Source organism: Bartonella sp. AD24XZML, assembly GCF_042196485.1.
Lineage (GTDB): Bacteria > Pseudomonadota > Alphaproteobacteria > Rhizobiales > Rhizobiaceae > Bartonella.
In genome coordinates, this window is sequence record NZ_JBHIQH010000015.1 from 52,330 (window position 1) to 71,353 (window position 19,024).

The window sequence follows — 19,024 nt, forward strand, 5'->3', positions numbered from 1 at the left end:
ATGCGTAATGGATCAAATCGTATTCTTGATGAATTAGCAAAATTAGCAACGGATGCTGCTGACGTTGCGCAAGGCATACGACGTGAAGCTGGAACAGCTTTTCGTGTGCAGGCTGAAAAGATAGCAAACAAACTTGATCTTGTTTCTCGCGAAGAGTTTGAGACTTTTAAGGAGATGGTGCTGAAAATCCATGCTGATAACGCTGATTTGAAAAGACGCCTTGATGATTTTAAAAAAGATGATTAAAAAAACGCAGACACAAAAAAGTAAAATAGTTTAAAAAAAAGAATCTTCAAAAAAATATCCCCAATTTTTCAATATGATGCGTGAAACTAAAAAATGCTTAATCTTGAGTCTGTTAGAGCGGAGCATTTGTTTTTTTTTGATTTTTTTTTGGGTAAAATACATTTTTTTGAATCAGGGGGACTGGCGCTATGAAATTGTATCAATACACTGAAAAGACTTGATGATTCGTTTTATGACTATCAGGTTGCCCTAAACAGCGCGATTGTGTTCTGGGTGTTTGTGTACTGTCGATGTTTTTATGTGTATTTGTTTGGTGTAAAAGTTCTGATTGTAGCAAAATATTGTTACAGTTTAGACGGTTTATATTCTGTTGACAATGTTTTAAGATGATTGAGGATTGTGATGAGGCTTGCATTTTGCGCCACAGAAAGAAAAGAGCACCCTGTTGACTTTATCGAACAGATTGCCTGTGAATATGATTGGTCGTTTGAGCGGGATGCACAAGATGAAATTAGCGTTTGTGTGGAAGGAAAACGCGCAAACTATCGTCTTGCTTTTTCATGGATGGAAGAGCATGAAGCACTTCATTTAGCTTGTTCGTTTGATCTTTCTATTAAAAATGCTCGAACAGCTGAAATACAGCGCTTATTGCTAGCAATTAATGAAAAGTTGTTGTTGGGACATTTTGATTACTGGCAAAGGAATAATTCAGTTATTTATCGACAAGGTCTTCTTTTGGCTGGTGGGATGCATCCATCTCATATACAGGTTGAAACATTATTGATACATGCACTTAAAGCCTGTGAAAGCCATTATGTTGCATTTCAGATGGTTGCTTTGTCGGGAGAAAGTGCTTACAAGGCATTGCAGTACACTTTGTTTGAAACTGTAGGGAATGCCTAAAATATACAGTTTGTTATTTTTACAGATGGTTTGCTGAAATATTGCTCATAGGGGGATATCAAGAATAGCGCGCAATCCCCCGAGTGGGCTCTCATCTAATTGTATATTGCCACCATGGCTGCGTGCTATGTCTTGAGCAATAGAAAGACCAAGCCCTGTTCCACTTGCATCTTGATTTCGCGCTTTATCAAGTCGAAAGAATGGCTTAAAAACTTCTGTGCGCATATTTTTATGAATTCCAGGTCCATTATCATCGATTATCAATATAAAAGATTCTTGTTGAGAGTTAGCGGTTAGTTTAACGGTCGTGCCGTAACAAAATGCATTTGATACAAGATTGCTGACCAAGCGTGTAAAAGCACGGGGACGTACTTGTATTTCTGTAGGACCTTCAATAGTGTAAGAAAATTGACGTTTGTGAAGATGAGCATCGGCGGAGAATTTTTTCATAAGAGCATTTAAATCAAAAGTCTTGACACTTTCACTTCCTTCACCACGAGCAAAAGCAAGATAATCTTCTAACATATTTTGCATGTCACTTACATCTTGCTCAAGCGGTTTAATATCAAAGCCAGTATTTGCTAATGCTAGCTGAAGTTTAAAACGTGTAAGAATGGTTCTTAAATCATGACTTACTCCTGAGAGCATCATGGTGCGTTGTTCGATTTGGCGTTCAATACGTTCTCGCATACGTAAAAAAGCGATGCCTGCACGACGGACTTCATCAGCTCCTTGTGGTTGAAATCCTTTTGGTAAAGGACGACCGCGGCCAAAGCTTTCTGCTGCTTCAGCCAATTGTTGAATCGGTTTGATTTGATTGCGTAAAAAATAAATTGCTATCAGCAATAAAACAAGAGCTGTTCCTACCATCCAGCTTAAAAAAATAGCAGTATTGGAAGCATAGGCTTGGCTGCGTGGAGCAAAGACGCGTAAGATGTTGTGACCAAGGTGGATACGGATTTCAACAAGATCAGAATCTCCTACGGTATCAATCCAGAAGGGACGGTTAATTTGGCGGGTGATTTCTTCACTTAAAAAATAGTCAAGAATTGCAAAAAATGGCTTAGGTCCTGGAGGGGGTAAGGAGGTAGGAGATAGAATAGAAATATTTAATCCCATACGTTGTTGTGCAATACGCTTGATATCTTCATAGTTATCTTGTTGGGGATATGTTTCAAGAATATCAATAATGGCTGAAATATCATGCACGACAGCCGTTGAAAGACGCTCGGTTACCATTTGCCAATGGCGTTCCATAAAGACATAAGCAATGACCGTTTGCAGAAGCACCATGGGAGCGATGATAATGATCAAAGAGCGAGCATAAAGCCGTTTAGGCATTTTTTTCGTTAACCATCGAAGAAAAAATCTTAAAGGTTTGATCATTCTTGTGCCTATTCAATAGAGAGTTTATACCCTATTCCTCGCACGGTTTGGAGCCATATAGGCAGTGCTGGGTTTTTTTCGATTTTACGACGAAGGCGGTTGATCTGCACATCAATGGCACGTTCACTTATATTGCTGTCATCGATCGCGAATTTATGGCGCGGAATTGTATCGCCTGCATTTTCGGCAAACATGACCATCATTTCTTGTTCTTTATCTGTTAATTTAATAATTTCTCCTCCTTTTTTGAGTTCGCGTCGTGAAATTGAAAATATATAAGGACCAAAAACTATTTGCTCAATTTTGGGTTGGTGAGGGGGAAAACCACGTCGTAAAATGGCGTTGATGCGAAGGAGAAGTTCACGAGGGTCAAACGGCTTAGCCAGATAATCATCTGCCCCTGCTTCTAATCCACGGATACGATTGTCTATTTCTGATAAAGCTGTTAACATAAAGATAGGGACATCTTTTGTTTGGCGGAGTGAATGAGTGAGATCAATACCGTTTTCGCCAGGCATCATGACATCAACAATAAGAAGATCAAAATCTAAACTTGCCAACAGTCGTCTTGCTTCATTCGCATTGGCTGAAACTGAAACACGAAATCCATTTTTAATGAGAAACTGAAATAAAAGATTGCGAATACGTGTATCGTCATCAATCACAAGAAGGTGAGGGGCATCGTCACACAAAACTTGAACGTGATTGCTCATTCTTAAAAAAACCTTGATAAAAATTTAGTTTACACAAAATGCAAGTTTACATAAGTTGTATAAAGCTGTCGAGAAGCACCTTTACCTTAAAAGAGAGAAAGTTTTATTTATAAATTTAAAAAAGTTATTTTTGAAAAGGATATTATGGGTAGTCTTAATATACATATTATTCCAGTTACAACATTCCAACAAAATTGTACTTTGCTTTTTGATAGTGAATGTAAAACGGGGGTTCTCGTTGATCCTGGTGGTGATTGGCCGCGGATTCAAGACGTAATCGAAAAGAATGGTGTTATCGTTGAGGCTATTTGGATAACACATGGTCATTTTGATCATGTGGGAGCAGCAATGCAAGTGAAAGAAGCGCTTAATGTAAAAATTATTGGTTCACATCGCGATGATAAGCCTGTGATGGATGCCGTGAGCGAAAGCGCAAAAAATTATGGTATCACTGATGCTTGCATCTGTATTCCTGATCAATGGTTAGAAGATGGTGAGTACGTTCATTTTGCTGGACATGTGTTTAAGGTTTTTCACACCCCAGGACATTCCCCTGGTCATGTTATTTATTTCAATGAAAAAGAGCGCTTAGCGCTCTTGGGTGATGTTCTCTTTCGTGGTTCTATTGGACGTACGGACTTCCCCTTCTGTTCTTATGAAAAATTGATGCAATCCCTTCGAGAAAAAGTTTTACCTTTAGGCGATGATGTTTGTTTTATCTGTGGGCATGGTCCCAAAAGTAGCATAGGCTATGAGCGACAAAATAATCCTTTTCTTCAAGATTTTAATATATGAGCAAATAAAAAAAAACGCTTTGAAGCGTTTTTTTTTTGCCATTTAAAACTTTTTTAGTAGGACGGAACAGAAGTTAATTTATTGGGGCATAACAAACGTGTTCCAAACCATTACGGTCTCGGAAAGTTCCTGTTTTAGGGTTAAAGGAACGGTATTTTTTCTTGCAATATTGAAGCCAATCAGATTCTAATGATTGTTGTACTGGCTCATATTCCACCGTTTGCGGAGCTTCATAAATTATCTGTTCTTGTGGAACCTTTTGATATACAATTTGATGCTGTGGTAGGGGTTGATAAACAACTTTTGGTTGTTCTGATTTTTTAAAAATTTTGCCGAGAAGTGCACCTGCTGCAAGAGCAAGAATACCCATTGCTAAAGCTTCTCCTGAGTTATTTATATTAATACTACTGTGTTTTGTCTTTTTGCGCTCGACATAATGATATGTCTTGTGTTCAACATGTTGGTGTTGTTGTGCTCCCCATTTATGGCTAACATAATGACGCGTGTGGGGGTTATCAAAAGAGTGATGTTCACTATGAGAAAAATGGGAGCTAAAATTGTGAGACGGTAAACCAGCCTCCCTTTTCATGTCATAGTTATGATACCATGCCATATCCGCAAGCGTTGGATCTAATGGCATCAAAACGGTTACAGTAGACATTGCTGATAATACCGCTAATCTGATCACTTTTTTCATAATGATGCTCCTTGTGTAAATTCGTATTTTTCACATCCTACACGTGTCAAACTGAATAGAGCCTGAACAATTTTGGATTTTATTGTGACAAAAAAATAAAAATTCATTTAGTTAAAACTATTATTAATACAGTAAAATAAAATCATGACAGAATTTTGATTTCAATTAATGTATTCTTCTTAAGGTTAATTAAGCAGCTTGTATTTAGAGCAACAGATTTTTTACTATTGGTTATAAATTATTTATTGATGAGTAATTTTTTATTGCTTGATACAATATGAATTGAACAATAGGTGTATGAATAAAATTTATCGTTTTTTATTATAGGATTATGGTGCTAAGATAGAACTTTATTTGTGTGATTGAATACAGTCCTGTTTGACTACTCTCTTGTGAGGCTAAATATTGAGTTCGATATCATATTATAACTGTATAAATATAATAATTGCGGGAACTTTTTTTGATGTATGGAAACATTCTTGTTGGGATATGGCTGTTAGTTTGACAGTATTGGCATGACAAAATGCATTTGACACAAGATTGCTGATGAGACGCGTGAAGGCACGTGGGCGTGCTTGTATTTGTGTAGGGCTTTCAATGGTGTAGGAAAATTGACGTTTGTGAAGATGCGCATCGGTAGAGAATTTTTGCATGAGAGCATTTAAATCAAAAGTTTTAACATACTCACTTTCTTCACTACGGGCAAAAGCAAGGTAATCTTCTAACATATTTTGCATGTCGCTCACATCTTGTTCAAGCGGCTTGATATCAAAGTCAGTATTTGCTAACGCTTGCTGAAGTTTAAAACGGGTGAGAATGGATCTTAAATCATGGCTTACACCCGAAAGCATCGTGGTGCGTTGTTCGATATAGTTAGAAGATGGTGAGGGTGTGTATTTTGCTGGACATGTGTTTAAGGTTTTTCACACCCCAGGACATTCCCCTGGTCATGTTATTTATTTCAATGAAAAAGAGCCTTAGCCCTCTTGGGTGATGTTCTCTTTTGTGGTTCTATTGGACGTACGGACTTCCACTTCTGTTCTTATGAAAAATTGATGCAATCCCTTCGAGAAAAAGTTTTACCCTTAGGCGATGATGTTTGTTTTATCTGTGGGCATGATCCCAAAAGTAGTATAGGCTATGGGCGCCAAAATAATCTTTTTCTTCAAGATTTTAATATATGAGCAAACAAAAAAACGCTTTGAAGCGTTTTTTTGCCATTTAAGACTTTTTAGTAGGACGGAACAGAAGTTAATTTATTGGGGCATAACAAATGTGTTCCAAACCATTACGGTCTCGAAAGGTCCCTGTTTTAGGGTTAAAGGAACGGTATTTTTTCTTGCAATAGTTAAGCCAATCAGATTCTAATGATTGCTGGAGTGGCTCATATGCCACTGTTTGCTGCACTTGATAAACTCTTTGATTTTGCGGTACTATTTGATAAACCACTTGTGGCTGTTCTGGTTTTTTTAAAATTGTACCAAGAATCGTACCTGTTGCAAGACCAAGAATACCTACCGCTAAAGCATCTCCTGAGTTGTCTATATGAATATTACTGTGTTTTGTCTTTTTGCGCTCGACGTAATGATATGTTTTGTTTTCAACATGATGATAATGGTGGTGGTGATGATGGTGTTGTTGTTGTTCCATCTTACTCTGTTTGGCTACAGACCTTTCATGTTTGGCTTTAAATCTTCTCTTGTTGTCATCAGAACTCTTGTGGAAATCATCAACAAACTTTTGGAAATCATCAGAAAAAAAGCCACGTTTTTTATCAGAACAATGGGAGCGAGAAAAACCGTAAGGCAGAATATCAGCTTTCTTCCTCATTTCCCTTATCGCATCATCTGTTTCTTTACGCATCTTCCTCATCATATCATCTATTTCTCTCGAGATAGAGTCACTACGATTCCATGCCATATCCGCAAGCGTTGCATTTAGCGGCATCAAAACGGTCACAGTTGACATTGCTGATAATACCGCTAACCTGATCACTTTTTTCATAATGATGCTCCTTGTGTAAATTCGTATTTTTCACATCCTACACGTTTCAAACTGAATAGAGCCTGAACAATTTTGGGCTTTATTGTGACAAAAAAAATAAAAATTTATTTAGTTAAATCTATCGCGGAGACAGTAAAATGAAATCATAACAGAATTTTGATTTCAATTAATGTACTCTTCTTGAGGTTAATTAATAAGTTTGTATTTGTAGTACCCGATTTTTACTATGGGATATAAACTCTTTATTTAGGGATAATTTTTTATTGTTTGGTACAATATGAATTGAACAATAGGGATATGAATAAAAATTATCATTTTTTATCATAGGCTTATGGTTCTATGAGAAAGTCTTATTTTACTTTATTTGTGTTATAGAACAGTGTCCTATTTGAATATTTTCTTGTAAGGATAAATAATATTGAGTTATATATCAGAGTATAACTGTATAAAGATAATATATTTTAGAATTTTTTTATAAAATGTTCTCTCTCATGTTGTTTTAGACAAATTGAAGCACCCTTGATGTTGGAGGTTGTCTATTTTTCGGATAACGCTGTTTACTTTTGAGCTTTCGTCTTTTTTTAGAAGAGCTGAAGATTATTTTATGCGGTTTGAAATTTTTTGCTCCTTCATTGATTGCGTTTTTTTCGTTTTATTGTTGCTTGATTAGGGGTGTTTTTACGAGATTTTCCTTTTTGATTTTCCAAAATACCAGTGTCCATGGTTGGTCCCATGTGTGCAAGGTCTGGTTTGGAGAAAAGACTTGGTTGTAATACGCGCTCATGGGTGGATTGTTCGCTATGATGTGTTAAGGGATTTTCCGCGAGTTCTAGTTCTATCTTTTGTAATTGTTTGATTTCATCGCGAAGGCGTGCTGCTTCTTCAAAATTAAGATCAGCAGCTGCTTCATGCATTAATTTTTCGAGGTGTTTAATATGAGATGCTAAATTGTTGCCAACCATATTTTTTTTCTCGATGACATCAGGGATATTTGTATGAATATGGTTGTTTTCATAGCCTGAATTAAGAATATCTCCGATATTTTTTTTGATACTTTTCGGTGTGATATGGTGTTCTTCATTATAGGCTATTTGTTTTTGTCGACGTCTTTGTGTTTCCAGTAAGGCTCGTTCTATGGAACCAGTGATCGTATCTGCATAGAGGACAACACGGCCATCTACGTTACGTGCAGCACGTCCGATTGTTTGTATGAGGGAAGTTTCAGAGCGCAAAAAGCCCTCTTTATCGGCATCTAGAATGGCAACAAAACCACATTCTGGAATATCTAAGCCTTCTCGGAGCAAGTTAATACCGATGAGGACATCAAAGGTGCCAAGCCGAAGATCGCGTAGAATTTCAATGCGCTCTAATGTATCAATGTCAGAATGCATATAGCGTACACGAATGTCTTGTTCGTGGAGATATTCAGTTAAGTCTTCGGCCATACGCTTTGTGAGAACTGTCACCAATGTACGGTAGCCTTTTTGAATTGTTTTACGAATTTCATTCACAACATCATCGACTTGATTTTTGGCTGGACGAACCTCTGTTGGTGGGTCAACAAGCCCTGTGGGGCGAATAACTTGTTCTGCAAAAGTGCCGTGAGATTGTTCTATTTCCCACCGTCCAGGTGTTGCGGAGACAGCAATCGTTTGTGGGCGCATAGCATCCCATTCTTCAAAGCGCAAAGGACGGTTATCCATACAAGAAGGGAGGCGAAAACCATATTCTGCTAAGGTTGCTTTTCTACGAAAGTCACCTCGGTACATGCCACCAATTTGGGGAATGGTTACGTGGCTTTCATCGATAAAAACAAGAGCATGATTTGGAATGTATTCGAACAAGGTTGGTGGTGGTTCTCCGGGTTTTCGTCCCGTTAAATAGCGTGAATAATTCTCGATTCCAGAGCATGAGCCGGTAGTTTCCAACATTTCTAAATCAAAAATTGTACGTTGTTCTAAACGTTGTGCTTCTAAAAGACGTCCAGCCGCATTTAATTCATCGAGGCGTTGAACGAGTTCCATTTTGATCGATTTCATCGCTTGGTTAAGTGTTGGGCGTGGTGTTACGTAGTGTGAGTTGGCATAAATTTTAATCGATTGAAGATCACCTGTTTTTTGACCCGTTACAGGATCAAATTCCGTAATTGTTTCCACTTCATCGCCAAAGAGCGAAATACGCCAAGCACGATCTTCGAGGTGGGCAGGGAAAATTTCGATTGTATCCCCTCGAACACGAAAGGAACCACGAATGAAATTGATATCTTGTCGATAATACTGTTGAGAGACTAAATCAGCCAAGAGTTTTCGTTGATTGAGTTTGTCCCCTTTTTCTATTTGGAAGGTCATAGCAGTATAAGTTTCTACTGAACCAATCCCGTAGATACAGGATACAGATGCGACAATAATGACGTCATCACGCTCTAAGACAGCACGTGTTGCAGCATGGCGCATACGGTCGATTTGTTCATTAATTGAGGATTCCTTTTCAATATAGGTATCAGAGCGTGCAACGTAGGCTTCTGGCTGATAATAGTCATAATAGGAAACAAAATATTCGACGGCATTGTGGGGAAAAAAACTTTTAAACTCCCCATAAAGCTGCGCCGCTAAAGTTTTATTGGGAGCTAATATTAAAGCTGGACGCTGTGTTTTTTCAATGATATTGGCCATTGTATAGGTTTTTCCTGAGCCGGTAACACCCAAAAGCACTTGTGTACGTTCATTTTTTTGAATTCCCTCAACCAGAGTTTTAATGGCTTGAGGTTGATCTCCCGCTGGTTTAAAAGATGTTTCGAGTTGAAATGGAATACCACCTTCAGATTTTTCAGGACGAATAGGGCGGTGAGGTGTCCATAATGCACCATTCTTAAAAAGAGGATTACCTGAAGCAATAAGAGCAGAAAGAGCTTCTACTGTTGCAGTAACACCATTTTTCATTGTTGTATCCTTTGATAGAAAAGTGCTGGTGATTTTAAAGAAAATACTAATTTTTACAAATTTATTACGACAACAGCAAAACGTTATTGAACAGATTTATTTTGGTTTATTAGAGCTTTCATTAGGATATTGATCAAGTTTTTATGAGACAAATTCTTCGAAGTATTTCTTTGGAAGGAGCATATTTTTTGTTGTTCGTGAACACTATTGCATTTTTACCATGATGATATTCAAGAGGGCATAAGTTATTATGGCTGTTATGGAGAATAATCGGTACGTTTGGGCATTAAAGACATTGTATATGTGTGATAAAGATCATTTCCATCTTTAAATGAAAGATAACGAGATGACACCCAACCTATTTGAGTGTTATATCGGATATGGCACCAATTTCCTTCACAGTTTTTAACAAAAACTAATTCTCCAGCAGAGATTAAGCCGCAAAGTGCATACTGAGTGCTGGGACCTGTTCTAAAATTAAGATTTCTCGTAACAAAAGCATCTGCTGCCTCTGATATTGTTGTGGCTAAAAAGAAAGAGCCAAACATAAAAAAAATGACGATTTTTTTCATTTTTCTGTAAAGAATTTCTTTAGAGATTTTCTATCCTTCTCTCTTCATATTCCATATGATTTCTTTTACTAGATTATGATAAAACAGAAAAAAATACAATTCTTTCTTCTTTAGGATACTTTAAAGAGAAGAGTGAAGTTTAACGTTTTAAACACCAAAATGAGATGTTTTAATCACTATTTGTGCATGTTTTGTTTCCTTTATTTATTTTTGTATGGAAAACAGCGATACTGTACTATATAATAAAAAAGATCGTAGTTTTCGGATTCCAAAAGTAATTTTGGAAGCCGTTTTTTGTATTTTTATTAAACCTTCCGTGTAATAGAAAGGGACGGATTATGGAAAAAGTTCCGATGACTACAGCTGGTTTTGAGAGTCTTAAAGAAGAGTTGCGTTGGCGTCAACAACAGGAGCGTCCGCGAATTATTGAAGCAATTTCTGAGGCGCGTGCGCATGGTGATTTATCTGAAAATGCTGAGTATCATGCAGCTAAAGAAGCGCAAAGTCATAATGAGGGGCGTATAAATGAGCTTGAAGATTATATCGCACGAGCAGAAGTTATAGATGTCTCGCGTCTTTCAGGTGACAAAATAAAATTTGGCGCAACCATTAAACTTTTGGATGAGGACACTGAAGAAAAAAAAGTGTATCAGATCGTAGGAGATCAAGAAGCTGATGTAAAGGTTGGTAAAATCTCTATTTCTTCGCCTATCGCACGTGCACTTATTGGCAAGCAAGAAGGTGATGTGATTGAGGTGAATGCACCAGGTGGTGCGCATAATTACGAGATCATTAAGGTTCAGTACATCTAAATAACATATGGATTATTATGCGTGTATCTTTGGACGAAACTGAGATTATTGCGCCTCACTTGAAAAGGCGTTTGTCGGGAGTAACATCTACGATTATTCAGCTTATTCCACTGCAACGCGAACAGGGTGTGCGTATATCCACTTTGGGGTTTGGTTTACCACGAACTTTACCGACACTCGCCTTTAAGGACCTTTTCGGACTTTGGAAAAGTCCGAAAGGGAAGCCATTTCGTATTTGGCATGCACGACGCAATATTGAGATGCTTTGTGGGATCTTTTTGCGCGATGTTTTGCGAATGAAGCTTAAACTCATCTTTACTTCGGCATCTCGACGCGAACACAAGCCTTTTACCAAATGGTTGCTTCGTCGTATGGATAAAGTTATCGCTACTAGTGTATGTACGGGAACCTATCTAGAAGTGCCTCATAAGGTTATTATGCATGGAGTGGATATTAGGCGTTTTTCACCCCCCAAAATTCCTGATGATTACTTTCCAGCAACTGGGGTGCCAGGAAAATATGCGGTAGGATGTTTTGGGCGCGTGCGCTATTTAAAGGGTACTGATTTGTTTGTGGACGCGATGATAGCATTATTGCCTGACTATCCCGAATGGACAGCACTTATCGCTGGTCGGACTACAGAACAGCATTATGGTTTTGAAAAGAAATTACGACAGAAGATTGCTGAAGCTGGTTTAAACGACCGCATTATTTTTCTTGGTGAAAGGCTTGATATACCTGTGTGGTATCGCCGTTTATCACTTTATGTAACTCCTTCTCGTTTGGAAGGTTTTGGTCTGACACCATTGGAGGCAATGGCATCACAGACGGCTGTAGTGGCGAGTGATGTAGGAATTTTTAAAGAATTGGTGGTCGAGGGAACAGGAACGGTTGTTCAAGCAGGAGATGGAGCGGCTTTAACAGCAGCAATTGAACCTTATTTTGCTGATGTAGAAAAAACATTGGCAGCCGGAAAGAAAGCTTTAACCCATGTTCGTACTCACTTTCCTTTGGAAAAAGAGGCAAGCAAGATTGAAAGTGTTTACAAAGAACTGTTTGCAGAAAAAACACTTTGATTATTATATCAAAAATCTTTTTGAGGAATGATAAAAGTATTTTCCTTAAAGGTTTTTCATAGTCATCAAGAAAACAGCTCAATGATATAAATGTTATTTTACAAAATTTATATTGTCTTTAGTAGCACGCTATAAAAAGTTCTCAAAATTTGGATAAAATATTAAAAATGTATACGCTTGAGAGCGATATGTAGTTTATGATAAAGCATACTAAGAGAGAGGAAAGCTACTTTTATTCATTGATATTTTAGAATAAGAAAATAATGCTTTAACTCAAGTCTGGGGATTTATGCACTATCTTATACGGTGTCGTACTGATATTGTTCGTTTTGTAAGACTTAAATAGATAGCAAAAAAACGTTTTCTTGTCTTAAAAAGATAATGATGGTATCTCCATGAATAAAATAGTCGTACATATTTTCAATAAATTCATAATAAGATGGATTTAAGATCATATATATATATATATGATTTTTATAGATAATTTACCTTTTCAATTTGAATAAGAGCTTTGAGTACCGTAAGATTTTCTCATGTAAAATCTGTTGATATTAAATTAATGAGAGCTATCTTCTTGCACATCACAATTGGAAGAAGGCATGTGGTGGATAAAAACTATTGAAGACAGGGGGTAAAGAGATTTCTTATAAATTGTCTGAAATGTAGGCTGTTACGATATTAGCAGAAAGAAAATAATATGGTGGTACTAATTTATATCTTATTTTGTAGTAGCGACTTGCACCTTATTATTATTTAAGTAAAAATGATGGTGCCCATTTTATATCATTGATATGATGTTTTGTATGAAATTTTAGGAAATCTTCAGTGGATTGAGTAAGGGGTAAATATTATGATGCATACTGTTCTCGCCTTTTTATCTTGTAAATTTTTTATCATGGTAGCATAAAATACTCTATGCATTAGAATTGTTCACGCCAGAAAGCGGGAATAAAAAGGACGAATATTGTTATGATTTCAAGGCGTCCAGCTAACATTAGAAAACTTAAAATCCATAAAGCATGATCGTTGATTGTAGAGAAATTACCAGTGGGGCCAATAATATCTCCAAAGCCTGGACCAACATTTGAAAGTGCGGTTAAGACCCCCGTAAAGGCAGAGGTAAAGTCAAGACCGGTTGTAAGCAAAAGTGCAGTGCCGATAACAAGGCAAAACATATAAAGACAAACAAAAAACAGAACAGCTTGAGCAACATCATTTGATATATTTGAGTGATCGTAGCGCGCTTTTACAACGACATTAGGAGAAAGAAGTTTTTCTATATTTGTTTGTGTAATACGCCAAAGAATAATGAGGCGATTGATTTTCATACCACCAGAAGTAGAACCAGCACATCCGCCTGTAAAAGAAACAATAAAGAAAATTCCAAGCGCAAACGCTCCCCAAAGTTGATAATCTTCAGCGCTGTAACCGGTGGTGCTAATAATGGATGAAAGGTGAAAAATGACATCAAGAAAAATCAAGTGGAATGCGCGATGATCATAAAACCGTAGCCATGCCGCTAAAGCAAAGCTGAAAAGGAGAACGATATGGAGAAAAACAATCACTTGTGGGTCAAGGAAGCGTTTGGAGTGTCCAGGAAGGACTAATTTAACATAAAGTACGAAGGGTAAAGCAGAAAGCAACATGAAGATTGTTGAAATAATTAAGATGGCTGGTGTATCAGAAAAATAGCCAAAAGAAGCATCATGCGTTGAAAAACCAGCTGTTGCTACTGTACTCATTGCATGGTTAATGGCATCAAATAAATTCATGCCTGCAGCAAAATAAGAAAGCATACAAGCCAATGTTAACCCAACATAAGCGATGATAATTCCGTTAGCAATTTGGTTGATGCGAGGCAATATTTTTTCAGATTTATCAGATGATTCCATATGAAAAAGCCGCACGCCACCCACACGCAGTGAAGGCAAAATTAAGAGGGCTAAACCGATAAAACCAATGCCCCCAATCCAGCATATAAGAGAACGCCATAATAAAATACTTCGCGATAAATTATCAAGATCAGAAAGGACTGTGGAGCCTGTTGTTGTAATTCCAGAAACAGATTCAAAAATGGCTCCTGCTAGAGAAATGGGAAGAGGAGAAAGATAAAGAGGTAAGGCACCTACGATGCTTCCTGTAAGCCAAAGACAAACAGTGAGCATAAAGCCAAGCCGTGCTGAAAAACGACAAGTAGCTCCCTTAGTTGCTAGAAGAATCAGCGTTGCTAACATGGTGGTTATGGCACAAGAATAGAGAAAGCTTATCCAATTACGATTGTTGTCGTGCAAATCCACAAAAATTGGCAAAAGCATTGCTCCTCCCATGATTAAGGCAAAACGTGCACAGACATTGATAATAAATTGAAAAATGATCGTTCCCTATCTTTGTATCTCTTTTTATTATGGTTTTGTGCTCATAAGAAGTTACATTTTTCTCTTTATAGGATAAGGATTAATTCTTAACATTAGCGTGCCTTGATGAATTAGTAATCAGACCTTTTCATAAAACTTGAAAAGAAGTATATATAACATAATTAGGGCTCTTGAAAAATATTTTTTTAAAAGGCTGCATTCCGTTATCATTTATAGAATAATTAATTTATAATAAAGTGAAGGGGATTTAATGGTACAATCGCATATTCGTCTGCTGATTATTGGCTCAGGTCCGGCTGGTTATACAGCGGCGGTCTATGCAGCAAGAGCAATGCTTAAGCCTGTTTTGGTGACGGGCTTGCAGCAGGGGGGACAATTGACAATTACAACTGATGTTGAGAATTATCCAGGTTTTGCAGATCCCATTCAAGGACCATGGTTGATGGAACAAATGGCGAAACAAGCTGAGAATATGGGGACAAAAATTGTCTATGATACAATTATAAAGGCTGATTTGTTGAAGTATCCTTTTGTCTTATATGGGGATTCAGGAACACAATATTCTTGTGATGCACTGATTATTGCAACAGGAGCTCAAGCGCGCTGGCTTGGTTTAGAAAGTGAACAGACCTTTATGGGCGGAGGTGTTTCTGCTTGTGCTACATGTGATGGTTTTTTTTATCGTGATAAGGACGTTATTGTCGTGGGAGGAGGAAATACGGCTGTTGAAGAAGCACTTTATTTATCGCATTTGGCTAAAAGTGTAAGCGTGGTTCACAGGCGGGGGCAGTTTCGGGCAGAAAAAATTTTGCAAGATAGGTTGCTGGCTTGTAATAATGTACGTGTTCTTTGGGATCATGTGGTTGAAGAAATTGTGGGGCTGCCAGCTCAAGATTCAATGGGCGCTGTTGTAACAGGGGCACGTCTGAAAAATGTTAAGACAGGTCACGAGATGAAAGTGAATGCAGAGGGCATATTTATTGCCATTGGGCATGATCCTGCTGTTTCTCTGTTTGAAGGACAGCTGAAACAAAAACGAGGCGGCTATTTATGGACAGCACCGGACTCAACAGCAACAAGCATTGCTGGTGTTTTTGCTGCTGGGGATGTGACAGATGAAACATTCCGCCAAGCTGTAACAGCTGCGGGAAGAGGATGTATGGCAGCGTTGGAAGCAGAACGGTTTTTGGATATACCCAGGCGTTAGTCATTCATTGAGAACATAGAGAATATAGAGGTAGAATTAATTGTGGCGCCACCGTTGGATTGGGATAAGTTAAGGGTTTTTCACGCTGCAGCAGAAGCGGGATCTTTTACGCATGCTGCTCAAAAACTTCATTTATCTCAATCAGCCGTTTCACGACAGGTTTCGGCTTTAGAACAAGAGGTTGGGGTATCCTTATTTCAACGTCATGCGCGTGGTTTGATTCTTACAGAACAGGGAGAAACTCTTTATCGTACAGCTCATGATGTTTTGATGAAGCTTGAAAGTGTGCGTTTGCAATTAAGTGAAAGCTATGCAAAACCAACGGGGCACTTGCGTGTGACCTCGACCTTTGGAATGGGGGCAGGGTGGATTGCAGAGCGTATGCCAGAATTTCTTAGTCTTTATCCTGATATGCAGGTTCAGCTTTTTCTTTCCGATGAAGAGCTTGATTTGACAATGTGTCATGCGGACTGTGCTGTTCGCTTACATCAACCCAAACAACCTGATCTTATACAAAGAAAACTCTTTACAATTCATATGCATGTTTATGCTTCGGAAAAGTATATTGCAAATTATGGAAAGCCGGAAAAATTGTCTGATCTCGATGAGCATCGTATTATTTCGTTCGGTGAACCTGTTCCACCTTATTTGTCTGGTTTAAATTGGTTGGAAAAGGCTGGTAGAAGTGATGGATCATTGCGCGTTTCAGTTTTACAAATCAACAATATCATTTCAATAAAGAATGCGCTTATGCGTGATCTTGGGATTGCTGTGCTTCCTGATTATATCGTCAATAATGATGAGCATTTAGTGCGTCTTTTTCCTGATATGGTTGATATTCCTTCTTTTGATACTTTTTTTTGTTATCCTTATAATTTAAAGAATTTGGCAAGGTTAAATGCTTTTCGAGATTATATTTTTTTAAAAGCTCGCCAGTGGTCTTTTTAATATTAATATCTTAATTTATAAGGAATAATTAGCTGTGCGGGTAAATATTTTTGAAAAGAGGGATAAATGTTTTTTATGAATACTAGCAACCATGAGGGTTATTATATATTGAAAAATGGACAATCGTGTGATGGTGTAGTTAACATTTTTACTATTTAATTAAAGAGAGTGGTGCATGATGGAGACAAATTTAAAGCTATGTGTTTATTGCATAGCAGATACGCTTAAGTCTTTGTTGTGCTTTTCCTTATAAAATGACATAGAATACTATCTCTTGATTATGTTGCCTCCCAGTTTCGTTTTCTTGAGTGTTCCCTTACGAAGATCTATCAGATTGATTTTATCTCTGAGGATTTTCCAAATTTGCCGGATATATGTCCGGCTTTTTTTTTAATTTTTGAAAGAGTCCCTAGAAATTGCAATATATGGGAAGATGATAAAGAAAAAATTTCGAAACTGGTGGATATCCAATAATTTTTTAAGAATACTAAAATTCAATGAGGAGTTTGAGAGGGGGTATTCTATTGTACTGTAAAAGTCTGTCTTTTAGGGGCGTGATATAAAATATTTAAAACCTTATACATGAAGTGCTTTTTATTAGAATGTGAGGTGAATATTTAAGGCAGGTCTTGTTCATAAAGCCTATGAAGTAAATCAAGTAGTTATTAAATAGAACTTAAAGGAAACTGGATTGTTTACACAACGATGGGAGGTGGCTTCTTCTTCGTTTTAGGACGAAGAAGAAGCTGAGAAATAGAAGAGATTTTATTGTAAGGGCCTTTGATTATAAGGGCAATTGTGTTTAAAAGTGCTCGGTCTTTTTTAGAGTTATAAATTGAATGGAGAAAGTAGAATAGGTTTGTCATCTCTTATGATAATAGACCGATTCATTTATTTGATAGCTAGATTTTTTTGATCTTTATCTACAGCATCTATTTTTGTGTTTATTCATAGATATTTTTGCTGAATCGATAGATTTAGACCATGACACAGTTTCAGATATTTTCTCGGATATACTAACATTCGGCAAAAAACAATCACAAGCGATGATATTCAAAATTTTAAATTAAACTGTTGCAAAAACGCTGTATACGTATACAAGCTTTTTCAAGTAATTCTTCTGATGTTGCATAAGAAATACGAAAAGTTGATCCAAGTCCAAAAGCAGATCCTTGGACGACAGAAACAGCTTCTGTTTCTAGAAGCGCTATGGCAAAGTCTTCATCATTTGTAATACGTTGACCATTGGGTGTTTTCTTTCCAATAAGTCCGGTGCAAGAAGGATAAACATAAAAAGCACCCTCAGGCGTTGGACAGTGAATGCCAGGAGCTTGATTTAGCATGGAGACAACGAGATCACGGCGTGCTTGAAAAATACTTTTATTTTTAGCAATAAAGTTTTGTGGCCCGTTGAGTGCTTCAACCGCAGCCCATTGTGAAATGACACTTGTTCCAGATGTTTGCTGTCCTTGAATGGTATCCATAGCTTTAATGAGTTCTTGTGGTCCGCCTGCATAACCGATTCTCCATCCCGTCATCGCATAGGCTTTAGAAACACCATTCATTGTGAGTGTACGCTCATAAAGCGCTGGTTCTACTTGAGCTGGAGTCACAAAGGTAAAACCCTCATATGTGAGATGTTCATATATATCATCGGAAAGGATATAAACATGAGGATATTTTACTAAAACATCTGTAAGTTTTTTCAATTCATTATGTGTATAAGCGGCACCTGATGGATTTGAAGGAGAGTTAAAGATGAACCATTTGGTTTTGGGGGTAATGGCAGCTTCTAGCTCTTGTGGTTGGAGTTTATAAGAAAATTCGGCTTTTGTTTCTAAAAAGACAGGCGTACCATCGTTGAGTGCGACCATTTCTGGATAACTAACCCAATAAGGGGATGGAATGATGACCTCATCTCCTTTATTCAAAGTTGCCATGAATGCATTAAAGAGAATTTGTTTTCCACCGGTACCAACAATAATTTGTTCTGGTTGATAAAGAAGGTTATTTTCTCTTTTAAACTTTGCAGAAATTGCTTGGCGCAATTCTGGAATTCCTGATATGGGAGGGTATTTTGTTTCTCCCCTTCGAATAGCTTCAATAGCCGCGTTTTTGATGTTGTCTGGGGTATCAAAGTCTGGCTCTCCAGCACTTAAAGCAATAACATTGCGCCCTAATGCTTTTAAATGACGGGCCTTTTGAGAAGCAGCAATTGTTGCAGAAGGTTTGATACGAGACAGTTTGTCGGCAATAAAAGCCATAATTTAAAATCCTTATATTATATCAACAAATGGTTATTGCTTTAAGGATATTCTATAAGAGATTATATTGTATGCAATAAAAAACTT

The 19,024-nt window shown here is 37.4% G+C and carries 15 protein-coding genes and 2 pseudogenes; 8 read left to right on the forward strand and 9 right to left on the reverse strand.

Translation table 11 applies throughout. From position 1 onward, the window contains the following. Together ACFIMX_RS01550 and ACFIMX_RS01555 are read left to right on the forward strand one after the other, a co-directional pair. Entirely contained in the window at positions 1–246 is a 246-nt protein-coding gene (locus ACFIMX_RS01550; RefSeq protein ID WP_375617607.1) for an accessory factor UbiK family protein, read from the forward strand. A 402-nt stretch (positions 247–648) separates the two neighbouring features. After that, positions 649–1,149: a YbjN domain-containing protein gene (locus ACFIMX_RS01555; protein ID WP_273724125.1), complete on the forward strand. Its 501-nt coding sequence runs from the start codon at positions 649–651 to the stop codon at positions 1,147–1,149. A 45-nt stretch (positions 1,150–1,194) separates the two neighbouring features. On the opposite strand, the gene ACFIMX_RS01560 is transcribed toward ACFIMX_RS01555, so the two are convergent. Together ACFIMX_RS01560 and ACFIMX_RS01565 are read right to left on the reverse strand one after the other, a co-directional pair. Further along, positions 1,195–2,535: an ATP-binding protein gene (locus tag ACFIMX_RS01560; RefSeq protein ID WP_375617608.1), complete on the reverse strand. Its 1,341-nt coding sequence runs from the start codon at positions 2,533–2,535 to the stop codon at positions 1,195–1,197. Between the two features lie 8 nt (positions 2,536–2,543). Beyond that, the gene (locus tag ACFIMX_RS01565) at positions 2,544–3,248 is read right to left on the reverse strand and encodes a response regulator (RefSeq protein WP_375617609.1); all 705 of its coding nucleotides are present in this window, start codon (positions 3,246–3,248) and stop codon (positions 2,544–2,546) included. A 144-nt stretch (positions 3,249–3,392) separates the two neighbouring features. Between ACFIMX_RS01565 and ACFIMX_RS01570 the strand changes: the two genes are divergently transcribed. Continuing rightward, the gene (locus ACFIMX_RS01570) at positions 3,393–4,043 is read left to right on the forward strand and encodes an MBL fold metallo-hydrolase (RefSeq protein WP_375640572.1); all 651 of its coding nucleotides are present in this window, start codon (positions 3,393–3,395) and stop codon (positions 4,041–4,043) included. Between the two features lie 73 nt (positions 4,044–4,116). Here ACFIMX_RS01570 and ACFIMX_RS01575 read toward each other — a convergent pair whose 3' ends face one another. Together ACFIMX_RS01575 and ACFIMX_RS01580 are read right to left on the reverse strand one after the other, a co-directional pair. Next, positions 4,117–4,740: a BA14K family protein gene (locus tag ACFIMX_RS01575; RefSeq protein WP_375640571.1), complete on the reverse strand. Its 624-nt coding sequence runs from the start codon at positions 4,738–4,740 to the stop codon at positions 4,117–4,119. Positions 4,741–5,210: 470 nt separating this feature from the next. After that, positions 5,211–5,609 (reverse strand): annotated as a pseudogene (locus ACFIMX_RS01580) (sensor histidine kinase); the annotation flags it as partial. Positions 5,610–5,613: 4 nt separating this feature from the next. Between ACFIMX_RS01580 and ACFIMX_RS01585 the strand changes: the two are divergent. Beyond that, a pseudogene (locus tag ACFIMX_RS01585) lies at positions 5,614–5,924 on the forward strand (MBL fold metallo-hydrolase); the annotation flags it as partial. Positions 5,925–5,991: 67 nt separating this feature from the next. Here ACFIMX_RS01585 and ACFIMX_RS01590 read toward each other — a convergent pair. From ACFIMX_RS01590 to ACFIMX_RS01600, 3 genes are all read right to left on the reverse strand, one after another. Next, the gene (locus ACFIMX_RS01590; protein ID WP_375693932.1) at positions 5,992–6,744 is read right to left on the reverse strand and encodes a BA14K family protein; all 753 of its coding nucleotides are present in this window, start codon (positions 6,742–6,744) and stop codon (positions 5,992–5,994) included. Positions 6,745–7,373: 629 nt separating this feature from the next. Continuing rightward, complete coding sequence (gene uvrB, locus ACFIMX_RS01595; protein ID WP_375640568.1) at positions 7,374–9,683, reverse strand: excinuclease ABC subunit UvrB; 2,310 nt, start codon at positions 9,681–9,683, stop codon at positions 7,374–7,376. A 257-nt stretch (positions 9,684–9,940) separates the two neighbouring features. After that, the gene (locus ACFIMX_RS01600) at positions 9,941–10,255 is read right to left on the reverse strand and encodes an SH3 domain-containing protein (protein ID WP_375612971.1); all 315 of its coding nucleotides are present in this window, start codon (positions 10,253–10,255) and stop codon (positions 9,941–9,943) included. A 338-nt stretch (positions 10,256–10,593) separates the two neighbouring features. Between ACFIMX_RS01600 and greA the strand changes: the two genes are divergently transcribed. Both greA and ACFIMX_RS01610 read left to right on the forward strand, forming a co-directional pair. After that, positions 10,594–11,067: a transcription elongation factor GreA gene (gene greA, locus ACFIMX_RS01605; protein WP_007347010.1), complete on the forward strand. Its 474-nt coding sequence runs from the start codon at positions 10,594–10,596 to the stop codon at positions 11,065–11,067. Positions 11,068–11,084: 17 nt separating this feature from the next. Next, positions 11,085–12,143, forward strand: a complete 1,059-nt coding sequence (locus ACFIMX_RS01610) for a glycosyltransferase family 4 protein (protein ID WP_375617615.1) — start codon at positions 11,085–11,087, stop codon at positions 12,141–12,143. A gap of 920 nt (positions 12,144–13,063) precedes the next feature. Here the strand turns inward: ACFIMX_RS01610 and ACFIMX_RS01615 are convergent. Beyond that, positions 13,064–14,458 (reverse strand): TrkH family potassium uptake protein, encoded by a 1,395-nt coding sequence (locus ACFIMX_RS01615; protein ID WP_375617616.1) that lies wholly within the window; start codon positions 14,456–14,458, stop codon positions 13,064–13,066. Between the two features lie 310 nt (positions 14,459–14,768). On the opposite strand from ACFIMX_RS01615, the gene trxB reads away from it, so the two are divergent. Further along, positions 14,769–15,725, forward strand: a complete 957-nt coding sequence (trxB, locus tag ACFIMX_RS01620; protein ID WP_375638079.1) for a thioredoxin-disulfide reductase — start codon at positions 14,769–14,771, stop codon at positions 15,723–15,725. A gap of 42 nt (positions 15,726–15,767) precedes the next feature. Beyond that, positions 15,768–16,673, forward strand: coding sequence for a LysR family transcriptional regulator (locus tag ACFIMX_RS01625; RefSeq protein WP_375640567.1), 906 nt, complete (start codon positions 15,768–15,770; stop codon positions 16,671–16,673). Between the two features lie 1,061 nt (positions 16,674–17,734). On the opposite strand, the gene ACFIMX_RS01630 is transcribed toward ACFIMX_RS01625, so the two are convergent. Beyond that, a complete protein-coding gene (locus ACFIMX_RS01630; protein ID WP_375617618.1) occupies positions 17,735–18,937 on the reverse strand; it encodes a pyridoxal phosphate-dependent aminotransferase in 1,203 nt (400 codons plus the stop codon). Positions 18,938–19,024 lie beyond the last annotated feature (87 nt).